The organism is Streptomyces spinosisporus, from assembly GCF_022698145.1.
Classification (GTDB): Bacteria; Actinomycetota; Actinomycetes; order Streptomycetales; family Streptomycetaceae; genus Streptomyces; species Streptomyces spinosisporus.
This window is the reverse complement of sequence record NZ_JALDAX010000001.1, coordinates 54318-72827: the sequence shown is the minus strand read 5'-3', so window position 1 is coordinate 72827 and position 18510 is coordinate 54318. Positions and strand designations below refer to the sequence as shown.

Here is an 18510-nt window from a genome sequence, read left to right as displayed (position 1 = left end):
CCAATCCACGCACGTGGCCCGAATGGAGTACTGTTGCGAGCCCTGGGTCCGGTCTCCCGCCAGGGCGTCCGCGACCTTCAAGGACCGCCATGAGGGGGCTAGTTGCACAGGGTGACGGAGTTGGTCACTTAGCGTTGCGAATAGGTAACCGTGCCATAACGGCGGTCCAGGGCCCGTGCCCGACACGCCGGGCAACTCGGCAAGGTTGTGGCAGGCTGCACCCGGGCAGGCCACACTCGACTAGCGGAAGCAGCGACGCACGTGACGTCGGCAGGCACCACCCGGGAGGTCCCCATGCCCGAACTGCGTGTCGTGGCCGTCTCCAATGACGGCACACGGCTGGTGCTGAAGGCTGCCGACTCTACGGAGTACACGCTTCCGATCGACGAACGCCTGCGCGCCGCCGTGCGCGGTGACCGCCCCCGCCTCGGCCAGATCGAGATCGAGGTGGAGAGCCATCTCCGCCCCCGCGACATCCAGGCCCGTATACGCGCCGGTGCGACCGCCGAAGAGGTGGCCCAGCTCGCAGGCATCCCCGTCGACCGCGTACGCCGCTTCGAGGGCCCCGTGCTCGCGGAGCGCGCGTTCATGGCCGAGCGGGCCCGCAAGACACCCGTCCGCCGCCCCGGCGAGAACACCGGGCCGCAGCTGGGCGAGGCCGTCCAGGAGCGTCTGCTGCTGCGCGGCGCCGAGAAGGACACCGTGCAGTGGGACTCGTGGCGTCGCGACGACGGCACCTGGGAGGTCCTGCTGGTCTACCGGGTCGCGGGCGAACCGCACTCGGCGAGCTGGACCTACGACCCGCCCCGGCGGCTCGTCCAGGCCGTCGACGACGAGGCACGGTCGCTCATCGGCGAGTCCGAGGACCTGGCCGCGCCGGAGCCCAGCTTTCCGTTCGTGCCGCGCATCGCACGGCTGCCGCGCGACCGCCCGCTGGACCGCGCCCTGGAGCGGCCGAGCCTGCCCGCGCAGGCGTCCGAGCCCGCCGAGGAGAGCACGGGTGAACGGGACTCGCTGACCAGCCTGTTGGAGGCGGTGCCGAGCTTCCGCGGCGACCTCGTGGTCCCGGAGCGACCGGCGCAGGACACCCCTGCGCCCGCGGCTCCCGCGGAGGAGCCCCCCGCCGAACCCGAGGCGGAGGAACCGCCGGCGCCCGCGGCCTCGGCCGGCTCCGCCTACGCGGACGTCCTCATGCCCCGTTCGGTCAGCAGCCACCGCGACCGTCTCGTCGGCGCCACCGACCGCCAGGCGGAGGCCGACGGCGTCCGCCCCGGCCGCCGCGCCGCGGTCCCGAGCTGGGACGAGATCGTGTTCGGCACGCGGCGGAAGAAGCAGGAGTAGTCCGCCGTACGAAGGTTGACCGGTCGCACGCGAACGAGAAAGGGCCGCACCCGCCCGCCGGGTGCGGCCCCTTTTTCGTATTCGCGACCGCCGTGCGTCAGCTTTCCTGCTCGCGACCGCCGGGCGTCAGCGCGGGTCGGGGCCCACGGCGACCGGCCGGGTCGGGTCCGAGGACCACTCCGACCACGAACCCACGTACAGATCCGCCTCGATGCCCGCGACCGCCAGTGCGAGCACCTCGTGCGCCCCGGACACGCCCGAGCCGCAGTACACGCCGACCTGTGAACCGCCGGCCGCGCCAAGTGCCTTGAACCGCCCGGCCAGTTGCTCGGCAGGAAGAAACCGTCCGTCGCTCCCCACGTTCTCGTGCGTGGGCGCCGACACCGCGCCCGGGATGTGCCCGCCGACCCGGTCGATCGGCTCCACCTCGCCGCGGTACCGCTCCCCCGCGCGCGCGTCCAGGAGCACTCCCGTCCGCGCCAGCGCCGCCGCGGCGTCGGCATCCAGCAGGCCCGTGGCGCCCGGCACCGGCTCGAAGTCGCCCTCGGCCGGTGTGGGCACGGACGTCTGGAGCGCGCCCTCCCACGCCGCGAGGCCGCCGTCGAGAACCCGCACATCAGGGTGACCCGTCCAGCGCAGCAGCCACCACGCGCGGGCCGCGGCCCAGCCCTGTCCGCCGTCGTACGCCACCACGGGCCGCCCGGCCGTCACACCCGCCCGGCGCATCGCGGCGCCGAAGACCTCGAGGTCCGGCAGCGGATGGCGGCCGCGGTCGCCCGCGGTGCCGGCGAGCTCCGCGTCCAGGTCGATGTAGACGGCACCCGGGATGTGCCCGGAGGCGTATGCGGCGCGGCCGTCGAAGGGCGGCTCACCGGCCGCCTTGGCGGCACTGAGCTGCCAGCGGACGTCGAGCAGGACGGGCGGGTGCTGCCCCGCCAGGTCGCTCGCGAGTTCGTCAGCGGAGATGATGGCGTTCATGGCCACCATCCTTGCGCACGGGGTGGCCGCATCGTTCGTGTCCGACTACTCTGCTCGGCCGGACAGGCCCGATCACGAGGCGTACGGGTTCGGGCACATGCTGTACAGCTGATCGACATCCGTCGGCAATCGCACAGAAATGGATGAGAAACCGCACACCGGGCATCCTCCTCAGAAGGCGGCGCGCCCGGAGCGCGCGGCAGCACCGGTGGTGCGAGCATCGGCACAGAGGTCCGGAGAGCGGACGTGACGCGGCCACCGTGAGAGGCCGAGGAGAGAGTGACGATGACCGAGGCACGCGAGTCGGCCGGCCCGGGCGGCGGTCACGCCCGGCACACGCCCGGCACGCCCTGCTGGGTGAGTCTGATGGTGCACGGTCTGGCCACGACGCAGGAGTTCTACGGTGCGCTGTTCGGCTGGGAGTTCCAGCCCGGACCCCAGCAGCTCGGCCCGTACGTCCGGGCACTGCTCGACGGTCACGAGGTGGCCGGCATCGGACAGCTGCCGCCGGACCGCCATCTGCCCATCGCCTGGACGCCGTATCTCGCCTCGGACGACGTGGACGTGACCGCCGAGACGGTACGGCTGTGCGGCGGCACGATCGGTGTGGGCCCCCTGGACGCCGGCGAGGCCGGCCGGCTCGCGATCGGCTCGGACCCCTCCGGTGCGGTCTTCGGCATCTGGCAGGCGGCCGAGCACCGCGGCACGGCCCTCACGGGCGTGTCCGGCACCCCCGCCTGGAACGAACTGGTGACCTTCGAGTCGGTGAGCGTGGCCAAGTTCTACGAGACGGTCTTCGGCTACGACGAGGAGCCGGTCGTCTCCGCCGACTTCGACTACCTGACGCTGCTGATCGAGGGCCGCCCGGTCGCCGGCATCCACGGCGTGGGCACCAGCTGTCCCCGTGACCGGGGCCCGCACTGGATCACCTACTTCGAGGTCGCCGACGCGGACGACGCCGTGGAGCGCCTGGCGGATCTGGGCGGCCACGTCCTGTCGCCGCCCAAGGACAGCGCGCACGGGCGCGTGGCGACGGTGGCCGATCCGGAGGGGGCGCGGTTCTCCCTGATCGAGAGCGCGCGCTGAGCCGTGCGCAGGCCCGCCGACCGCTGCTAGGACTGCGACACCGGCAGCACGTCTGGCGACAGCGCCGCCGAGCCCGACGTCGCCGCCGTCATTCGCCGCCGGTGGTGGCGCCGGCACAGCACCTCGTAGCCGATGTCGTCGGACTGGTTGACGTCGCCCACGACGACCTGTGCGCCCTCCACGACCATGGCGCCGCCTATCGTGCGGGCGTTGTGGGTGGCGCGGGCGCCGCACCAGCACAGGGCCTCGACCTGGAGGACCTCGATCCGGTCGGCCAGTTCGACCAGGCGCTGGGAGCCGGGGAAGAGCTTGCTGCGGAAGTCCGTCGTGATGCCGAAGGCGTAGACGTCCAGGCCCAGGTCGTCGACCACGCGCGCGAGTTGGTCGATCTGCTCCGGTGCGAGGAACTGCGCCTCGTCCGCGATCACGTAGTCCGCGCGGCCGCCCTGTGAGAGATGGTCGACGAGGTAGGCGTACAGGTCCTGTCCGTCCTCGACCTCCACCGCGTCCGTGACCAGGCCGAGGCGGGAGGAGAGCTTGCCCTCGCCCGCGCGGTCGTCCCGCGTGAAGATCATGCCTGCCAGGCCCCGCGCCGAACGGTTGTGCTCGATCTGCAGAGCGAGGGTCGACTTCCCGCAGTCCATCGTTCCGGAGAAGAACACCAGCTCGGGCATGTCGAGTTGAGCACCTTTCGGCGAAGAGGATCGTGCGTCGGCTTCAGGAGCGTACTTCGAGCAGGGGGACCAGCTGCTCGGCAGGGGTCATCGAACCGTGGTTGCCGACCATCGCCGACTCCTTCGGCTCCCGCTCGGAGGCGATGATCAGGACGTCGTCGCGGGCGGCGGCGACCACGTCGCCGATGCGCGCGTGGACCCGCTCGTCGACCTGCGGTCCGAACCAGCCCGCCGCGATCGCCTCGTCGCGCGAGGCGACCCAGAACTGCTCGCCCAGCACCTCGCGCCAGCAGGTCACCACGTCGTTCGCGGCCCCGGGCACGGCGTAGACATGCCGGGCCCGGCCCTCGCCGCCGAGGAGGGCGACGCCCGCCCTGAGCTCCCAGTCCGCGTCGAAGTCGATGCGGTGGTCCTCGTCGAAGGGGATGTCGATCATGCCGTGGTCGGCGGTGACGTACAGCGCGGTGTGCGGCGGCAGTTGCTCGGCCAGGCGCTGGACGAGCCGGTCGACGTGCATGAGCTGGCCGCGCCAGGTGTCCGACGCGACGCCGTGGCGATGGCCGGCGCCGTCGAGTTCGGAGTAGTACGTGTAGACCAGGGAGCGGTCCGCGGCGGCCAGTTGCTCGGCCGCCAGATCCATGCGTTCCTCGCCGGACAGCCGCCCGTGGAACGTTCCGCCACTGAGCGCGACCTTGGTCAGCGGCGTGGTCTCGAAGGTGGGCGAGGACACCTGGGCCGCGTGCACACCCGCGTCGTGGGCCAGCTGGAAGACGGTGGGGTACGGCTGCCACTTGGCGGGCGGGGTCCACGGCTGCCAGCGCAGCTGGTTCATCAGCTCGCCGGTCTCGGGGTTGCGCGCGGTGTAGCCGGGCAGGCCGTGCACGCCGGGCGGCAGGCCGGTGCCGACGGAGGCGAGGGAGGTCGCGGTGGTCGCGGGGTAGCCGGTGGTCAGCGGGCGCCCGGTGCCGCCGCGCGAGCTGCCCAGGAGCGAGGTCAGATACGGGGCCTCGTCCGGGTGCGCCCTGAGCTGCTCCCAGCCGAGCCCGTCGATCAGGAAGACGCAGTTGCGGTCGGCGGGGGTCAGCTCGGTGATCGCGGCCGTCATGCCCGGCACCGCCATGCCCGCGGCCAGCGTGGGCAGCAGGTCGGCGAGGGAGCCGCTGCCGTACTCGGGCAGCGGCGCCGAGTCGACGGCGAGGGGTTCGGGGTCGGCGTCCCAGGAGGTGGCGTGCACCATCAGCGGGTCGCGTCCGCGGTCGCCTCGGAGAGTGACTGGGCGAAGGCGAGCGCCTGGCGCACCGTCTCCGGGCCGTCCCCGGCCTCGCTGACGCGCAGGCTGAGGTCGTCCGCGGTCGAGCTGCCCGTGTAGCCGTGGTCGGCCTCGCAGTTGGGGTCGCCGCAGGCGGCGGGCTCCAGGTCGATCCGGGAGACGGCGCCCCAGCCGATGGTCAGGACGACCTCGCGGGGCAGCGTGCCCGGCTGGTACTGCTCGGGGTTGGCGACCACGCGGCTGAGCACGACCGACGAGATCCGGCCGATCTTCACGGACTCCGTCGAGGTCGTGGCGTACGGCGTCGGGGACGTGTCGTCCGCCGCCTGCTCGTCGGTGTGGCTGACGATGAAGCGGTTGCCGGTGAGGACGAGCACGGTCACATGCCGCCGCACCTCGTTCTGGTCGAACGTCGTCTCCTGGTGGACCAGATACGACCGGATGGGCTCGCCGCCCACGGCGGCCTCCACCGCCTCGGCCACGAGGGCCGGGTAGTAGCCGCTGCGCTCGATCGCCGCTCGCAGCCCCTGGGTCGTCGTACTGGTCTTGGCCATGACGCCCATCCTACGGGGGTGCGGTGGCCGTAAGGCACCGGTCAGGTGTTGTCCGTGTACACGGCCTGCCACAGGGCTCAGTAGACGGGAAGCGTACGCGGGCCGAGGTCGTCGCGGGCGGGCGGCGGCGCCAGGCGGACGGAGGCGCCGAGGACGGTCAGGCCGTGCGGCGCCACGACGACCGGCTCCAGGGTCACCGCCACCACTTCCGGGTGGTCGTCGACCAGCCGTGACACCCGCAGCAGCAGCTCCTCCAGCGCGGGTGTGTCCACGGGCGTCGAGCCGCGCCAGCCGAACAGCAGCGGAGCCGTCCGTATCGACCGGACGAGGGAGCCGGCCTCCCGGTCGGTGACCGGAACCAGCCGGTGCGCCATGTCGCCGAGCAGCTGGGAGGCGGCTCCGGCGAGCCCGAAGGACAGCACGGCTCCGGCCGCCGGGTCGATCACGGCGCGCACGACCGTGTCCACACCGCGCGGCGCCATCTGCTGCACCACCGGCCGCAGCTCCTCCGGCTTGCCGAACAGCTCGGTCAACTCGGTGTACGCCCGCCGCAGTTGCTCCTCGTCGGCGAGATCCAGCCGTACGCCGCCCAGGTCGGCGCGGTGGCGCAGGTGCGGGGCGGTGGCCTTGAGGGCGACCGGGTAGCCGACGTCCGCGGCGGCCCGCGCGGCGTCGTCCGGGGTGAACGCGGGGACCGCCTTGCGCACGGCGATGCCGTACCGCCCGAGGAGTTCGTGCGTCTCCTCGGTCCCGAGGGTGAGCCCCTGACCGCGCGCGAGCATGCCGTCGATGAGGCGGGCCGCGCCCTTCTCGTCGATGTCCTCGTACTCGGGCACCTTGCCGGGCTCGGCGGCCTCGCGGCGCCACTGGGCGTAGTGCACGGCCTCGGCGAGGGCGCGGACGGCGCGCTCGGCGGCGGGGTAGGCGGGGATGAGGCGGGGGGCGGCCTCGGAGGCGGTGGGTTCCTGGCTCTGCACCGGTGGGGGCAGCTGCTGCGAGGGGCGCAGCCGGCGGGCGCCGGAGGCCCGGGCGTCCGGCTTCGGCGCGGTGCCGGCCGCGGCCGACAGCGCCTCGGCGAGTCCGCCGAGCTCCACATGGACCACGAGCACCGGCTTGCCCGGCACCTGCTCGGCCGCGGACCGCAGCGCCTTCGCGAGCTCCGCGTCGCCCGGCGAGCCCTCGCCGATGGCCGGGATCGCCGTCACCACGACCGCGTCGCACGAGTCGTCCGCGAGCGCCCGCGACAGGGCGGCGTGGAAGTCGCCCGCCGAGGCCTCGGTGGTCAGGTCCAGCGGCCTGAGCGGCCTGAGCCCCTCGGAGAGGCAGGCGTCGTAGGTCAGCAGGCCGAGCGACTCGGAGTTCCCGAGGATCGCCACCCGCGGGCCGGTCGGCAGCGGCTGGCGTGCGAGCAGCAGACCGGCGTCGACCAGTTCGGTGATGGTGTCCACGCGGATCACGCCGGCCTGTCTGAGCAGCGCGGACACCGTGGCGTGCGGCAGCCGTGTGGCCCGTACGGCGTGACCCTGCGGAGCGGAGCCGGAGCCCTGCACCACGACCAGCGGCTTGGCGGCGGCGGTGCGCCGGGCGAGGCGGGTGAACTTGCGCGGGTTGCCGATGGACTCCAGGTACATGAGGACGACGTCGGTGTCCGGGTCGTCGTACCAGTACTGGAGCACGTCGTTGCCGGACACGTCCGCGCGGTTGCCGGACGACACGAAGGTGGAGACGCCCGTGACGCCGGTGACTCCGCCGCCGCGGCGCTGCAGCCGGGACAGCAGCGCGATGCCGATGGCGCCGGACTGGGCGAACAGGCCGATGCGGCCGGGGCGGGGCAGCTCGGGGGCGAGGGAGGCGTTCAGCCGGACGTCGGGCGAGTTGTTGATGATGCCGAAGGCGTTCGGCCCGATGATCCGCATGCCGTACGTGCGCGCGTGCCGCACCAGTTCGCGCTGGCGCTCGCGTCCTTCGGGGCCGCTCTCGGCGTACCCGGCGGAGACGACGACGAGCCCCTGCACTCCGTGCTCGCCGCACTCGGTGACGACCTCGGGCACCTGCTCGGCGGGCACGGCGACCACCGCGAGGTCGACGGGTCCGTCGATGTCCTGCACCGAGCGGAAGGCGGGCACTCCGTCGAGTTCCTTGACGTCCTCGGGGAGCGCCTTGTTCACGGCGTGGAGCGATCCGGTGAAGCCGGCGTCCCGGATGTTGTCGAGGATGCTGCGGCCCACGCCGCCGGGGGTGCGGCCGGTGCCGACGACGGCGACGGAACCGGGCATCAGCAGCCGCCGCACGGACCGCGCCTCGGCGCGCTGTTCGCGCGCGTGCTGCACGGCGAGCGAGCGGTCGGTGGGTTCGATGTCGAACTCCAGGCGTACGACGCCGTCCTCGAAGCTGCGCTTCTGCGTGTACCCGGCGTCCGTGAACACCTTGATCATCTTGACGTTGGCGGGGAGCACCTCGGCGGTGAAGCGGCGGATGCCCCGCTCGCGGGCGACCGCCGCGATGTGTTCGAGGAGGGCGGAGGCGACGCCGCGCCCCTGGTGGGCGTCCTGGACCAGGAAGGCCACCTCGGCCTCGTCGGAGGGTGCGGACGCGGGCATTCCGTCGGCGCCGACGCGGTCGTAGCGTACGGTGGCGATGAACTCGCCGCCGATCGTGGCCGCGAGTCCCACCCGGTCCACAAAGTCGTGGTGCGTGAAGCGGTGGACGTCCTTTGCGGACAGTCGCGGGTAGGGCGCGAAGAAGCGGTAGTACTTCGACTCGTCCGACACCTGCTCGTAGAAGCTGACCAGGCGCTCTGCGTCATCGACGGTGATGGGGCGGATGCGTGCGGTGCCGCCGTCGCGCAGCACCACGTCGGCCTCCCAGTGGGCGGGATACTCGTGCCGGTCCGACGAGGTCTGCATGGGCCCCAGAGTACGGCTCGCGTCCGGCAACGGCGCGAGGCAGTCTGTGGAGAAACGTCCATGCAGAAACGGCGGTCCGCCGTGAGCGGCCCGCCGGGAACTTCGGCAAGGACGCACGTCGGGCCGAGGCCGCGGCCCGACACCCCACCCCCGGACGGACGCAGGCCCGCTCCGGGCATGCTTCACGTTGTGGGAAACTGGTCTAGACAACCCTGAACACCGAAGGGCAGCATCACATGGCTGAGCGCCGCGTCAACGTCGGCTGGGCCGAGGGTCTCCACGCCCGCCCCGCCTCCATCTTCGTCCGGGCCGCCACGGCCGCAGGCATCCCGGTGACGATCGCCAAGGCCGACGGCAACCCCGTCAACGCGGCCTCCATGCTGGCCGTCCTCGGCCTCGGCGCCCAGGGCGGCGAGGAGATCGTCCTCGCCTCCGACGCCGAGGGCGCGGACGCCGCCCTGGACCGGCTGGCCAAGCTGGTCTCCGAGGGCCTGGAGGAACTCCCCGAGACCGTCTGACCGCGGCACCCCTGAAGGGCTCGTCCGAATTACCGGGCGGGCCCTTCGCATTTCATGTGCCGGACCGTCGGCATTCCCGGCCGACGGCGGTCGAATTTCCGATCGAGGGCAGCAAGAATAATCCCCCGCGAAATTACTGCTCTTTGTATACGGCGCGTATGTTAATGCTGAAGACCCGTCACGTTTACGGCATGTTGCGAGGTCCTCACACGGTCGGCGCGGACCGCGCCGGGGGCGAAGCGCAGCCGGTGGGCCGCGCTGGAGCGCTCGGTGTGCAGTGCCGTCACCGACCGCGCGCGCTCGCTGTCCCCGCGCGCCACCGCGTCGACGATCGCACCGTGCTCCGTCCAGGACTCCGTGGGGTTGGCGGGCACCTCCACGGCGTACATCCAGGCGATCTTGTGTCGCAGCTGGGTCAGCATCGAGGTCAGCGCGGGGCTGCCGGAGGCCTGGGTGAGCGTCTCGTGGAACCAGCCGCCCAGGGAGCGCAGATCCTCGCTGCTGCCCCCTCTGGCGCGCTCCTGGCCCAGTCTGACCAGACCGCGCAGCACCTTCAGGTGCGCCTCGGTGCGCCGCTGCGCGGCCCTGGAGGCGGCGAGCGGCTCCAGCAGCATGCGCATCTCCAGCAGGTCGGCGGCCTCCTGCTCGGTCGGTTCCGCCACGCACGCGCCCGCGTGCCGCCGCGTCACCACGAACCCCTCCGCCTCCAGGGTGCGCAGCGCCTCGCGCACGGGGACACGCGAGACGCCGTAGCGGCGCGCGAGGAGTTCCTCGGTGAGCCGGCCGCCGCGCTCGTGGACACCGGCGACGATGTCGTCCCGGATCGCCGTGCACACCGAGTGCGCCGGAATACGCATGACCGACCTCCGACTTAATCCCCGCGAAACGTCGATGATTGACGCGTGTTCCGTGACTCTATTGCACGGCGCGGGAATTTCCGACGGCGGGCCGGAATCCATGGATATTTTTTGGACAGTAAGACGGCGGGACGGCGGGGCAGCGGGTCGGCGGGTCGGCGGGTCGGCGGGTCGGCGAAACATCGAAAGGCCCCGGCTCGGGAGCCGGGGCCTCGCGGAGATCGCTTCGGGTGCGTCAGACGTTCACGCCGTGCGAGCGCAGGTAGGCGACGGGGTCGATGTCCGAGCCGTACTCGGGCGTCGTACGGGCCTCGAAGTGCAGATGCGGTCCGGTGGTGTTGCCGGTGGCGCCGGACAGGCCTATCTGCTGCCCCGGGGTGACCGTCTGGCCCACCGAGACGCCGATGGACGACAGGTGGCCGTACTGGGTGTACGTGCCGTCGTGCATCTTGATGACGATCTCGTTGCCATAGGCGCCGCCCCAGCCGGTGCTGACGACGGTGCCGGCGCCGACCGCGTGGACGCTCGTGCCGCTCGCGGCGTGGAAGTCGACGCCGGTATGGCTGCCGGAGGACCACAGGGAGCCACCGGTCTTGTAACCCGTCGAGACGTACGATCCGGAGATCGGTGCGACGAAGCTGTTCAGGCGCCTGCGCTCGGCCGCGCGCGCGGCGCGCTCCTTGGCCTCGCGCTCCGCCTTGGCCTTCGCGGCGGCCTTCAGCCGGGCGGCCTCCTCGGCCGCCTTTTTGCGGGCGGTCTCCTCGGCTGCCTTCTTCTGGGCCTCGGCCTGGGCGTCGATCTTGTCGGCGATCGTGTTGCCGATGGTGATGACGGGGTTGAGTCCGGTCTGCTCGAACGAGTTCTCGACAGAGTTCCCGACGGAGTTCTCAGCGGCGAACGAGGGGGCCGCGAGGCCTCCGACGATGCCGGTGGTGGCGATGGCCGCCACGCCGGCCGCCTGGACGGTGCCGCGCTTCATCCTGCCGGGACGACGGTGCTTCCCCGTGGCGCACATGAACGCCATGTACTGGCTGGTCCTTTCCTTCCCTCTCGCCTACCGGGTTAGCTGACGGGTTCGGAGCAGGAAGGTCTCCTACGGACCCCCTCGCTCGCGCGCGGGCGTCCGATTCACCCCAGGGACTGCGTGGGTCCCCGGCTCCCCTGGCTCGCGCCGTACGGGGACTCGGCGATGACTGTCCGGTGCCGCGGATGCGGCGCACTGCCTGACGAACAGCCCGGACGACGCTAAGCAGGGCCGCCTTCAATTCCCAAACGGATCAGGGCTTTTGTAGCGCATGCCACAGGGCAGACAGGCAACTCTCCCTCAATTCGGACATACGGGAGCCCTGGTGACGCATCAGTCACCAGGGCCCCTACGCGCGCGTGCCCTACTCCGCGGACACCACGGTGACTTCGCCGATGCCCAGCGCCTCCACGGGCTCCTTGATCTGCGCGGCGTCGCCGACCAGGATCGTCACCAGGCGGTCCACCGGGAAGGCGTTCACGGCGGCCGCGGTGGCCTCCACGGTGCCGGTCTCGGCGAGCTGGCGGTACAGCGTCGCCTGGTAGTCGTCCGGGAGGTGCTGCTCGACCTGGTCGGCCAGCGTGCTCGCCACGGCCGCCGCGGTCTCGTACTTGAGCGGCGCCACCCCGACGAGGTTCTGCACGGCGACGTCGCGCTCGGCGTCGGTCAGGCCGCCCTCGGCGAGCGTGCGCAGCACCGTCCACAGGTCCTCGAGCGCCGGTCCCGTGTTGGGGGTGTCGACCGAGCCGCTGATCGCGAGCATCGCGGCACCGGTGCCGTCCGGGGCGGACCTGAGGACCTGGCCGAACGCGCGCACCCCGTAGGTGTAGCCCTTCTCCTCGCGCAGGACGCGGTCCAGGCGCGAGGTGAGGGTGCCGCCCAGGCAGTAGGTGCCGAGCACCTGCGCGGGCCACACACGGTCGTGCCGGTCGGCGCCGATACGGCCGATCAGCAGCTGCGTCTGGACGGCGCCGGGGCGGTCCACGATCACCACGCGTCCGGTGTCGTCGGCGGTCACCGGCGGCACCGGGCGGGGCTCGGCCGAGGAGCCCGTCCAGGAGCCGAGGGTCTCGGCGAGCAGCGCGTCCAGGTCGATGTCGGTGAGGTCGCCGACGACGACCGCGGTGGACGTGGCGGGCCTGACGTGCCGGTCGTAGAAGGCGCGTACGGCCGCGGCGTCGATCTTCTCGACCGTCTCCTCGGTGCCCTGGCGGGGGCGCGACATGCGCGAGGTCGCCGGGAAGAGCTCCTTGGAGAGCTCCTTCGCGGCGCGCCGCGAGGGGTTGGCCAGCTCGTGCGGGATCTCGTCCAGGCGGTTGCGGACCAGCCGCTCGACCTCGCTGTCGGCGAAGGCGGGCGCCCTGAGGGCGTCGGAGAGCAGACCGAGCGCCTTGGCGAGGCGGGAGGCGGGGACTTCGAGGCTCAGCCGTACGCCGGGGTGGTCGGCGTGCGCGTCCAGGGTGGCGCCGCAACGCTCCAGCTCGGCGGCGAACTCCTCGGCGGAGTGCTTGTCGGTGCCCTCCGAGAAGGCCCGCGCCATGATCGTGGCGACGCCCTCGACGGCGGCCGGCTCGGCCTCCAGGGGGGCGTTCAGGAACACCTCGACCGCGACGACCTGCTGGCCGGGGCGGTGGCAGCGCAGAACGGTCAGGCCGTTGTCGAGCGCGCCGCGCTCCGGGGCCGGGAAGGCCCAGGGCCTGGCCTCGCCCGCCTGGGGCTGCGGGTGGAACTCCATCGTGGCGAGCTCGGTCACTTGGCCGCCTCCTCGTTGTCGTCGCCGGCTTCGACCGTGGCCTCGGCCTCGGGGTCCTCTGGGGGGTTCGCGTCCTCGGTGGCCTCCGGCGAGACCGGCTCGTAGACGAGCACCGCGCGGTTGTCGGGGCGCAGGCGCGCCTTGGCGACCTCCTGGACCTCCTCGGGCGTCACCTGAAGGACGCGCTGGACGGCGGTCAGGGCGAGCTGCGGGTCGCCGAACAGGACGGCGAACCGGCACAGTTCGTCGGCGCGGCCCGCGACCGTGCCGAGCCGGTCCAGCCACTCGCGCTCCAACTGGGCCTGGGCGCGCTCCATTTCCTCCGCCGTCGGGCCCTCCTCGGCGAACCGGGCGAGCTCCTCGTCGATGGCGGCCTCGATGACCGGCACCTCGACGTCACCGGAGGTCTTCACGTCCAGCCAGCCCAGGGAGGGCGCCCCGGCCAGCCGCAGCAGTCCGAAGCCGGCCGCGACGGCCGTACGGTCGCGGCGTACGAGGCGGTTGTAGAGGCGGGAGGACTCGCCGCCGCCGAGGACGGTGAGCGCGAGGTCGGCCGCGTCGCACGCGCGCGTGCCGTCGTGCGGCAGCCGGTAGGCGGCCATCAGGGCGCGCGCCGGGACCTCCTCCTCGACGACCTCGCGCAGCTGCTCGCCGATCACGTCCGGCAGGGAGCCGTCGCGCGGCGCGGGCTTGCCGTCGTGCGAGGCGATGGAGCCGAAGTACTTCTCCACCCAGGCGAGCGTCTGCTCCGGGTCGATGTCGCCGACGATCGACAGGACCGCGTTGTTCGGCGCGTAGTACGTGCGGAAGAACGCGCGCGCGTCCTCCAGGGTCGCCGCGTCCAGGTCGGCCATCGAGCCGATGGGGGTGTGGTGGTAGGGGTGGCCCTCGGGGTAGGTGAGGGCGGTGAGCTTCTCGAACGCCGTGCCGTACGGGACGTTGTCGTAGCGCTGCCGGCGCTCGTTCTTGACGACGTCCCGCTGGTTCTCCATGGACTCCTCGTCCAGGGCGGCGAGCAGGGAGCCCATGCGGTCGGCCTCCAGCCAGAGGGCGAGCTCCAGCTGGTGGGCGGGCATGGTCTCGAAGTAGTTGGTGCGCTCGAAGCTGGTGGTGCCGTTGAGCGAGCCGCCCGCGCCCTGCACCAGCTCGAAGTGGCCGTTGCCCTTGACCTGTCCCGAACCCTGGAACATCAGGTGCTCGAAAAGGTGAGCCAGGCCCGTACGCCCCTTGACTTCGTGGCGCGAGCCGACGTCGTACCAGAGGCACACCGCCGCGACCGGGGTCAGATGGTCCTCGGAGAGCACCACGCGCAGGCCGTTGGCCAGGCGGTGCTCGGTCGCTGTCAGGCCCCCGGTGCCTGCCTGGTCTGTGGCCGTGTGACCCATGGGCATGTACGTCCCTTCGATCGCGGATGCGGTGCTTCGAACCGCGCTTTTCCTGCCGGTCCTGCCACTGTATGCAAGCGTGCGGAGGGCGGGCGAAGTTCCCGGACGACGTACGCCCACAGCGGATCGCGTAACCTGCGGACAGCCGCGGCCCGGTGACCTTCCGAGCGCCGGGCGGGGCCGCCCGAACCGGGGCCCGGCCCGCGTTGTCAGTGCCGCGGTCCACAATGGTCCGCGTCAGATCTCGTTCACGCTTCAGGCAAGAGTGAGCCGAAGGGGCGCGACCCGAAGGCGAGCGACCAGAAAAGAGGAGCCGGCAGCGATGGCCCGCCGCAGCACGAAGACCCCGCCGCCCGACGACTCGTACGAGGAGCGGATCCTCGACATCGACGTCGTAGACGAGATGCAGGGCTCCTTCCTCGAGTACGCGTACTCGGTCATCTACTCCCGAGCCCTGCCCGACGCCCGGGACGGCCTCAAGCCGGTGCACCGCCGCATCGTCTACCAGATGAACGAGATGGGACTGCGCCCCGACCGCGGCTATGTGAAGTGCGCGCGCGTCGTCGGCGAGGTCATGGGTAAGTTGCACCCGCACGGCGACGCGTCGATCTACGACGCCCTGGTGCGCATGGCCCAGCCCTTCTCCATGCGCGTGCCGCTCGTCGACGGGCACGGCAACTTCGGCTCGCTGGGCAACGACGACCCGCCGGCCGCCATGCGGTACACCGAGTGCCGGCAGGCCGCGGCGACCAGCCTGATGACGGAGTCGATCGACGAGGACACGGTCGACTTCGCGCCCAACTACGACGGTCAGGAGCAGGAGCCGGTGGCCCTGCCCGCCGCCTTCCCGAACCTGCTGGTCAACGGCTCCTCGGGCATCGCCGTCGGCATGGCGACCAACATGCCGCCGCACAACCTCTCCGAGGTCGTCGCGGCGGCCCGCCACCTCATCCGCCACCCGAACGCGGACCTGGACACGCTGATGAAGCACGTCCCGGGCCCCGATCTGCCCACCGGCGGCCGCATCGTCGGCCTGTCCGGCATCCGCGACGCGTACGAGACGGGCCGCGGCACCTTCAAGATCCGCGCCACGGTCGAGATCGAGACCGTGACCGCCCGCCGCAAGGGCCTGGTCGTCACCGAACTGCCCTTCACGGTCGGCCCGGAGAAGGTCATCGCCAAGATCAAGGACTTGGTCGGCTCGAAGAAGATCCAGGGCATCGCCGACGTCAAGGACCTCACCGACCGCGAGCACGGCCTGCGCCTGGTCATCGAGATCAAGAACGGCTTCGTGCCGGAGGCCGTCCTGGAGCAGCTGTACAAACTGACGCCGATGGAGGAGTCCTTCGGCATCAACAACGTCGCGCTGGTGGACGGCCAGCCGCTGACGCTCGGCCTCAAGGAGCTCCTTGAGGTCTACCTCGACCACCGCTTCGAGGTCGTGCGCCGCCGCAGCGAGTTCCGCCGCACCAAGCGGCGCGACCGGCTGCACCTGGTGGAGGGCCTGCTGACGGCTCTCGTCGACATCGACGAGGTCATCCGCCTGATCCGCTCCAGCGAGAACAGCGCGCAGGCCAAGGAGCGCCTGATGGAGCGCTTCTCCCTGTCGGACATCCAGACCCAGTACATCCTGGACACGCCGCTGCGCCGTCTGACCAAGTACGACCGCATCGAGCTGGAGTCGGAGAAGGACCGGCTCAACGCCGAGATCGCGGAGCTGACCCGGATCCTGGAGTCGGACACGGAGCTGCGCAAGCTGGTCTCCACCGAACTGGCCGCGGTGGCCAAGAAGTTCGGCACCGAGCGGCGTACGGTCCTGCTGGAGGCGTCCGGCGCCCCGGCCCCCACCGTGCCGCTGCAGGTCGCGGACGACCCGTGCCGGGTCCTGCTCTCCTCCACGGGCCTGCTGGCCCGCACGGCCAACGGCGAGCCCTTCCCGGAGGACTCCGCAGCCAAGCGCGTGAAGCACGACGTGATCATCTCGGCGGTCCCGGCCACGGCACGCGGCGAGATCGGCGCGGTGACCTCCGCCGGCCGCCTCCTGCGCATCAACGTCGTCGACCTGCCGCAGCTCCCCGAGACGGCCTCCGCACCGAACCTCTCGGGCGGGGCGCCGCTGTCGGAGTTCGTCTCCCTGGAGGGCGACGAGACGGTGGTCTGCCTGATCACCCTCGACGAATCCTCCCCCGGCCTCGCCCTGGGCACCGAACAGGGCGTGGTCAAGCGTGTGGTCCCCGACTACCCCACCAACAAGGAGGAGTTGGAGGTCATCACACTCAAGGAGGGCGACCGGATCGTCGGCGCGGTCGAGCTGCGCACCGGCGAGGAGGACCTGGTCTTCATCACCGACGACGCCCAACTGCTGCGCTACCAGGCCTCGCAGGTCCGCCCCCAGGGCCGTCCCGCGGGCGGCATGGCGGGCATCAAGCTCACGGAGGGCGCGAAGGTCATCTCCTTCACGGCGGTGGACCCGGCGGCCGACGCGGTCGTGTTCACGGTCGCGGGCTCGCGCGGCACCCTCGACGACTCCGTCCAGACGACGGCCAAGCTGACGCCGTTCGACCAGTACCCGCGCAAGGGCCGCGCCACCGGCGGCGTCCGCTGCCAGCGCTTCCTCAAGGGCGAGGACTGCCTCTCCCTGGCCTGGGCGGGCGCGGCCCCGGCCAAGGCGGCCCAGAAGAACGGCTCCCCGGCCGAACTCCCGGACATCGACCCTCGACGCGACGGATCCGGGGTGTCGCTGGCGAAGACGGTGTCGGTGGTGGCGGGGCCGGTCTAGGCGTCCGGATCCTGTACGTCGGGATCCTGCAGGTCCGGTTCATGCACGTCCGGCGGATCCTGTACGTCCGGATCTTGTACGAAGCGCAGGACGCCCCACATTCCGGCCTCGTCGGCGGTGTGTGGGGCGTCGGCGTCGCTCTTGCAGGCCTCAAGCCCCTTGGTGAGGGCGGGCGCGTCGATGCCGGAGCCGATGAGGACGAGCTGAGTGAGGCGCGCGTCATCGGGCCAGCGCTCGGGACGAAACCGCAGAAAACGCCCCACGGCATGGACGGCGTAACGGTTTTGGACGTCGTACGCCCCGAAGTCGACGTATCCCTTGATCCGGTACAGCCCCTCGGGCCGGCTGTCGAGGAACTCCATCAACCGGCGCGGATCCATGGGTACTTCGGAGGTGAAGTCCAGGCTGTCGTACGTGGTGTGCAGATGACCGGCATGGCGCCCGCGATGCCCGCTGCTGTTGCCGCTGCCGTGCTCATGGAGGTCGTGCTCATGGAGGTCGTCGAAGGACAATTGCCCCACGCGCTCCTCGCTCGGCCGGCAGTCGAAGAGGAACTCGGGGTCGATACGGCCGTAGGAGGCGGGAACGACCGCGGCACGGTCGACGAGGGAGCGGACGAGCCGGAGGACCCGCTCGCCGTCCTCGGCTCTGTCGAGCTTGTTGACGACGACGAGATCGGCCAGGCCGAGGTGCCGGTCGATCTCGGGGTGCCTGGCTCGCGTGTCGTCGAACTCCGCGGCGTCGACGACCTCGACGAGCCCGCCGTAGACGATGTCCGCAAGCTCGCTGGCGAGCACCATGCGCACGAGTTCCTGCGGTTCGGCGAGGCCGCTCGCCTCGATGACGATGACGTCGATCCCGGCGGAGGGGCGGGCGAGACGCTCCAGGTACGCGTCGAGCTCACTGGCGTCGACGGCGCAGCACAGGCATCCGTTGCCGAGGGAGACGGTGGAGTCCCCGAGCGCGCCGGCGACGGCCATGGCGTCGATCTCGATGGCACCGAAGTCGTTGACGACGGCACCGATACGGCTGCCACCGCTGCGGTGGAGGAGGTGGTTGAGCAGGGTGGTCTTGCCGGAGCCCAGGAATCCGGTGAGTACGACGACGGGGATCTGCCGGGAGCTGCCACGGCTCGGCTGGCTCAACGTGCGACCTCTTCCACGCTTCCTTGTGCGCCGGATCGCGAGTGCGGCGCACGTGCGACCTGTGAATGCCGGACCAGGATACGAGCCGGAACACTCGCCGCTAAGTGAACGATTGTTAGCAGCACATACGGGGCAGACGTTGGGCAAGGCGCCGGTGTGTGCGACCCTCGCTTTCCTCCGTGCGCCGCCTCTCCGCCTCCCTGCCGATCAGAGCCGCTCGGCATCCTGGGAGACGGCAAG

14 protein-coding genes and 1 riboswitch are annotated in these 18510 nt (G+C 71.6%); of the genes, 4 read left to right on the top strand and 10 right to left on the bottom strand.

The genetic code is table 11. The features are described from left to right. Window positions 1–294: 294 nt before the first annotated feature. Window positions 295–1341, top strand: coding sequence for a septation protein SepH (gene sepH / locus MQN93_RS00280; RefSeq protein ID WP_242707783.1), 1047 nt, complete (start codon window positions 295–297; stop codon window positions 1339–1341). Window positions 1342–1467: 126 nt separating this feature from the next. Here sepH and MQN93_RS00275 read toward each other — a convergent pair whose 3' ends face one another. Continuing rightward, complete coding sequence (locus MQN93_RS00275) at window positions 1468–2319, bottom strand: sulfurtransferase (RefSeq protein ID WP_242707782.1); 852 nt, start codon at window positions 2317–2319, stop codon at window positions 1468–1470. Window positions 2320–2604: 285 nt separating this feature from the next. Between MQN93_RS00275 and MQN93_RS00270 the strand changes: the two genes are divergently transcribed. Further along, window positions 2605–3405, top strand: coding sequence for a VOC family protein (locus MQN93_RS00270; RefSeq protein WP_016432187.1), 801 nt, complete (start codon window positions 2605–2607; stop codon window positions 3403–3405). 26 nt (window positions 3406–3431) lie between these two features. Here the strand turns inward: MQN93_RS00270 and MQN93_RS00265 are convergent, their stop codons facing one another. From MQN93_RS00265 to MQN93_RS00250, 4 genes are all read right to left on the bottom strand, one after another. Then, window positions 3432–4079, bottom strand: coding sequence for a thymidine kinase (locus tag MQN93_RS00265; protein WP_242707781.1), 648 nt, complete (start codon window positions 4077–4079; stop codon window positions 3432–3434). Between the two features lie 43 nt (window positions 4080–4122). After that, window positions 4123–5316, bottom strand: coding sequence for an alkaline phosphatase family protein (locus MQN93_RS00260; RefSeq protein ID WP_242707780.1), 1194 nt, complete (start codon window positions 5314–5316; stop codon window positions 4123–4125). Then, window positions 5316–5903: a DUF5998 family protein gene (locus MQN93_RS00255; RefSeq protein WP_108007236.1), complete on the bottom strand. Its 588-nt coding sequence runs from the start codon at window positions 5901–5903 to the stop codon at window positions 5316–5318. Before MQN93_RS00255 ends, MQN93_RS00260 begins: the two co-directional genes overlap by 1 nt. 77 nt (window positions 5904–5980) lie before the next feature. After that, window positions 5981–8809 carry a bifunctional acetate--CoA ligase family protein/GNAT family N-acetyltransferase gene (locus tag MQN93_RS00250; RefSeq protein WP_242707779.1) on the bottom strand — a complete coding sequence of 943 codons (2829 nt, stop codon included), beginning with the start codon at window positions 8807–8809 and terminating at the stop codon, window positions 5981–5983. A gap of 236 nt (window positions 8810–9045) precedes the next feature. On the opposite strand from MQN93_RS00250, the gene MQN93_RS00245 reads away from it, so the two are divergent. Then, window positions 9046–9327, top strand: a complete 282-nt coding sequence (locus MQN93_RS00245) for an HPr family phosphocarrier protein (protein ID WP_016432192.1) — start codon at window positions 9046–9048, stop codon at window positions 9325–9327. Between the two features lie 161 nt (window positions 9328–9488). Here the strand turns inward: MQN93_RS00245 and MQN93_RS00240 are convergent, their stop codons facing one another. The 4 genes from MQN93_RS00240 to MQN93_RS00225 form a co-directional block, all read right to left on the bottom strand. Then, complete coding sequence (locus MQN93_RS00240) at window positions 9489–10184, bottom strand: GntR family transcriptional regulator (protein ID WP_016432193.1); 696 nt, start codon at window positions 10182–10184, stop codon at window positions 9489–9491. A 235-nt stretch (window positions 10185–10419) separates the two neighbouring features. Further along, window positions 10420–11208, bottom strand: a complete 789-nt coding sequence (locus MQN93_RS00235; RefSeq protein WP_016432194.1) for a M23 family metallopeptidase — start codon at window positions 11206–11208, stop codon at window positions 10420–10422. A gap of 12 nt (window positions 11209–11220) precedes the next feature. Beyond that, window positions 11221–11383, bottom strand: a riboswitch (cyclic di-AMP (ydaO/yuaA leader). A gap of 189 nt (window positions 11384–11572) precedes the next feature. Next, window positions 11573–12961 (bottom strand): M16 family metallopeptidase, encoded by a 1389-nt coding sequence (locus tag MQN93_RS00230; RefSeq protein ID WP_242707778.1) that lies wholly within the window; start codon window positions 12959–12961, stop codon window positions 11573–11575. Next, on the bottom strand, window positions 12958–14352 hold the full coding sequence (locus tag MQN93_RS00225; protein ID WP_242707777.1) for a M16 family metallopeptidase: 1395 nt from the start codon (window positions 14350–14352) through the stop codon (window positions 12958–12960). Before MQN93_RS00225 ends, MQN93_RS00230 begins: the two co-directional genes overlap by 4 nt. A gap of 316 nt (window positions 14353–14668) precedes the next feature. Between MQN93_RS00225 and MQN93_RS00220 the strand changes: the two genes are divergently transcribed. Continuing rightward, a complete protein-coding gene (locus MQN93_RS00220) occupies window positions 14669–17125 on the top strand; it encodes a DNA gyrase/topoisomerase IV subunit A (protein ID WP_016432197.1) in 2457 nt (818 codons plus the stop codon). Here MQN93_RS00220 and MQN93_RS00215 read toward each other — a convergent pair. Then, window positions 17122–18270 (bottom strand): CobW family GTP-binding protein, encoded by a 1149-nt coding sequence (locus MQN93_RS00215; RefSeq protein ID WP_242707776.1) that lies wholly within the window; start codon window positions 18268–18270, stop codon window positions 17122–17124. The two genes, MQN93_RS00220 and MQN93_RS00215, sit on opposite strands and share 4 nt — an antisense overlap. Between the last annotated feature and the right edge of the window lie 240 nt (window positions 18271–18510).

Bases quoted from the DNA above. Each gene is read 5' to 3' on its own strand.
- MQN93_RS00245 (WP_016432192.1), top strand. From the start codon at position 9,046: ATGGCTGAGCGCCGCGTCAACGTCGGCTGGGCCGAGGGTCTCCACGCC.
- MQN93_RS00235 (WP_016432194.1), bottom strand. From the start codon at position 11,208: ATGGCGTTCATGTGCGCCACGGGGAAGCACCGTCGTCCCGGCAGGATG.
- MQN93_RS00220 (WP_016432197.1), top strand. From the start codon at position 14,669: ATGGCCCGCCGCAGCACGAAGACCCCGCCGCCCGACGACTCGTACGAG.
- MQN93_RS00240 (WP_016432193.1), bottom strand. From the start codon at position 10,184: ATGCGTATTCCGGCGCACTCGGTGTGCACGGCGATCCGGGACGACATC.
- MQN93_RS00225 (WP_242707777.1), bottom strand. From the start codon at position 14,352: ATGCCCATGGGTCACACGGCCACAGACCAGGCAGGCACCGGGGGCCTG.
- MQN93_RS00260 (WP_242707780.1), bottom strand. From the start codon at position 5,316: ATGGTGCACGCCACCTCCTGGGACGCCGACCCCGAACCCCTCGCCGTC.
- MQN93_RS00275 (WP_242707782.1), bottom strand. From the start codon at position 2,319: ATGAACGCCATCATCTCCGCTGACGAACTCGCGAGCGACCTGGCGGGG.
- MQN93_RS00250 (WP_242707779.1), bottom strand. From the start codon at position 8,809: ATGCAGACCTCGTCGGACCGGCACGAGTATCCCGCCCACTGGGAGGCC.
- MQN93_RS00255 (WP_108007236.1), bottom strand. From the start codon at position 5,903: ATGGCCAAGACCAGTACGACGACCCAGGGGCTGCGAGCGGCGATCGAG.
- sepH (WP_242707783.1), top strand. From the start codon at position 295: ATGCCCGAACTGCGTGTCGTGGCCGTCTCCAATGACGGCACACGGCTG.
- MQN93_RS00270 (WP_016432187.1), top strand. From the start codon at position 2,605: ATGACCGAGGCACGCGAGTCGGCCGGCCCGGGCGGCGGTCACGCCCGG.
- MQN93_RS00265 (WP_242707781.1), bottom strand. From the start codon at position 4,079: ATGCCCGAGCTGGTGTTCTTCTCCGGAACGATGGACTGCGGGAAGTCG.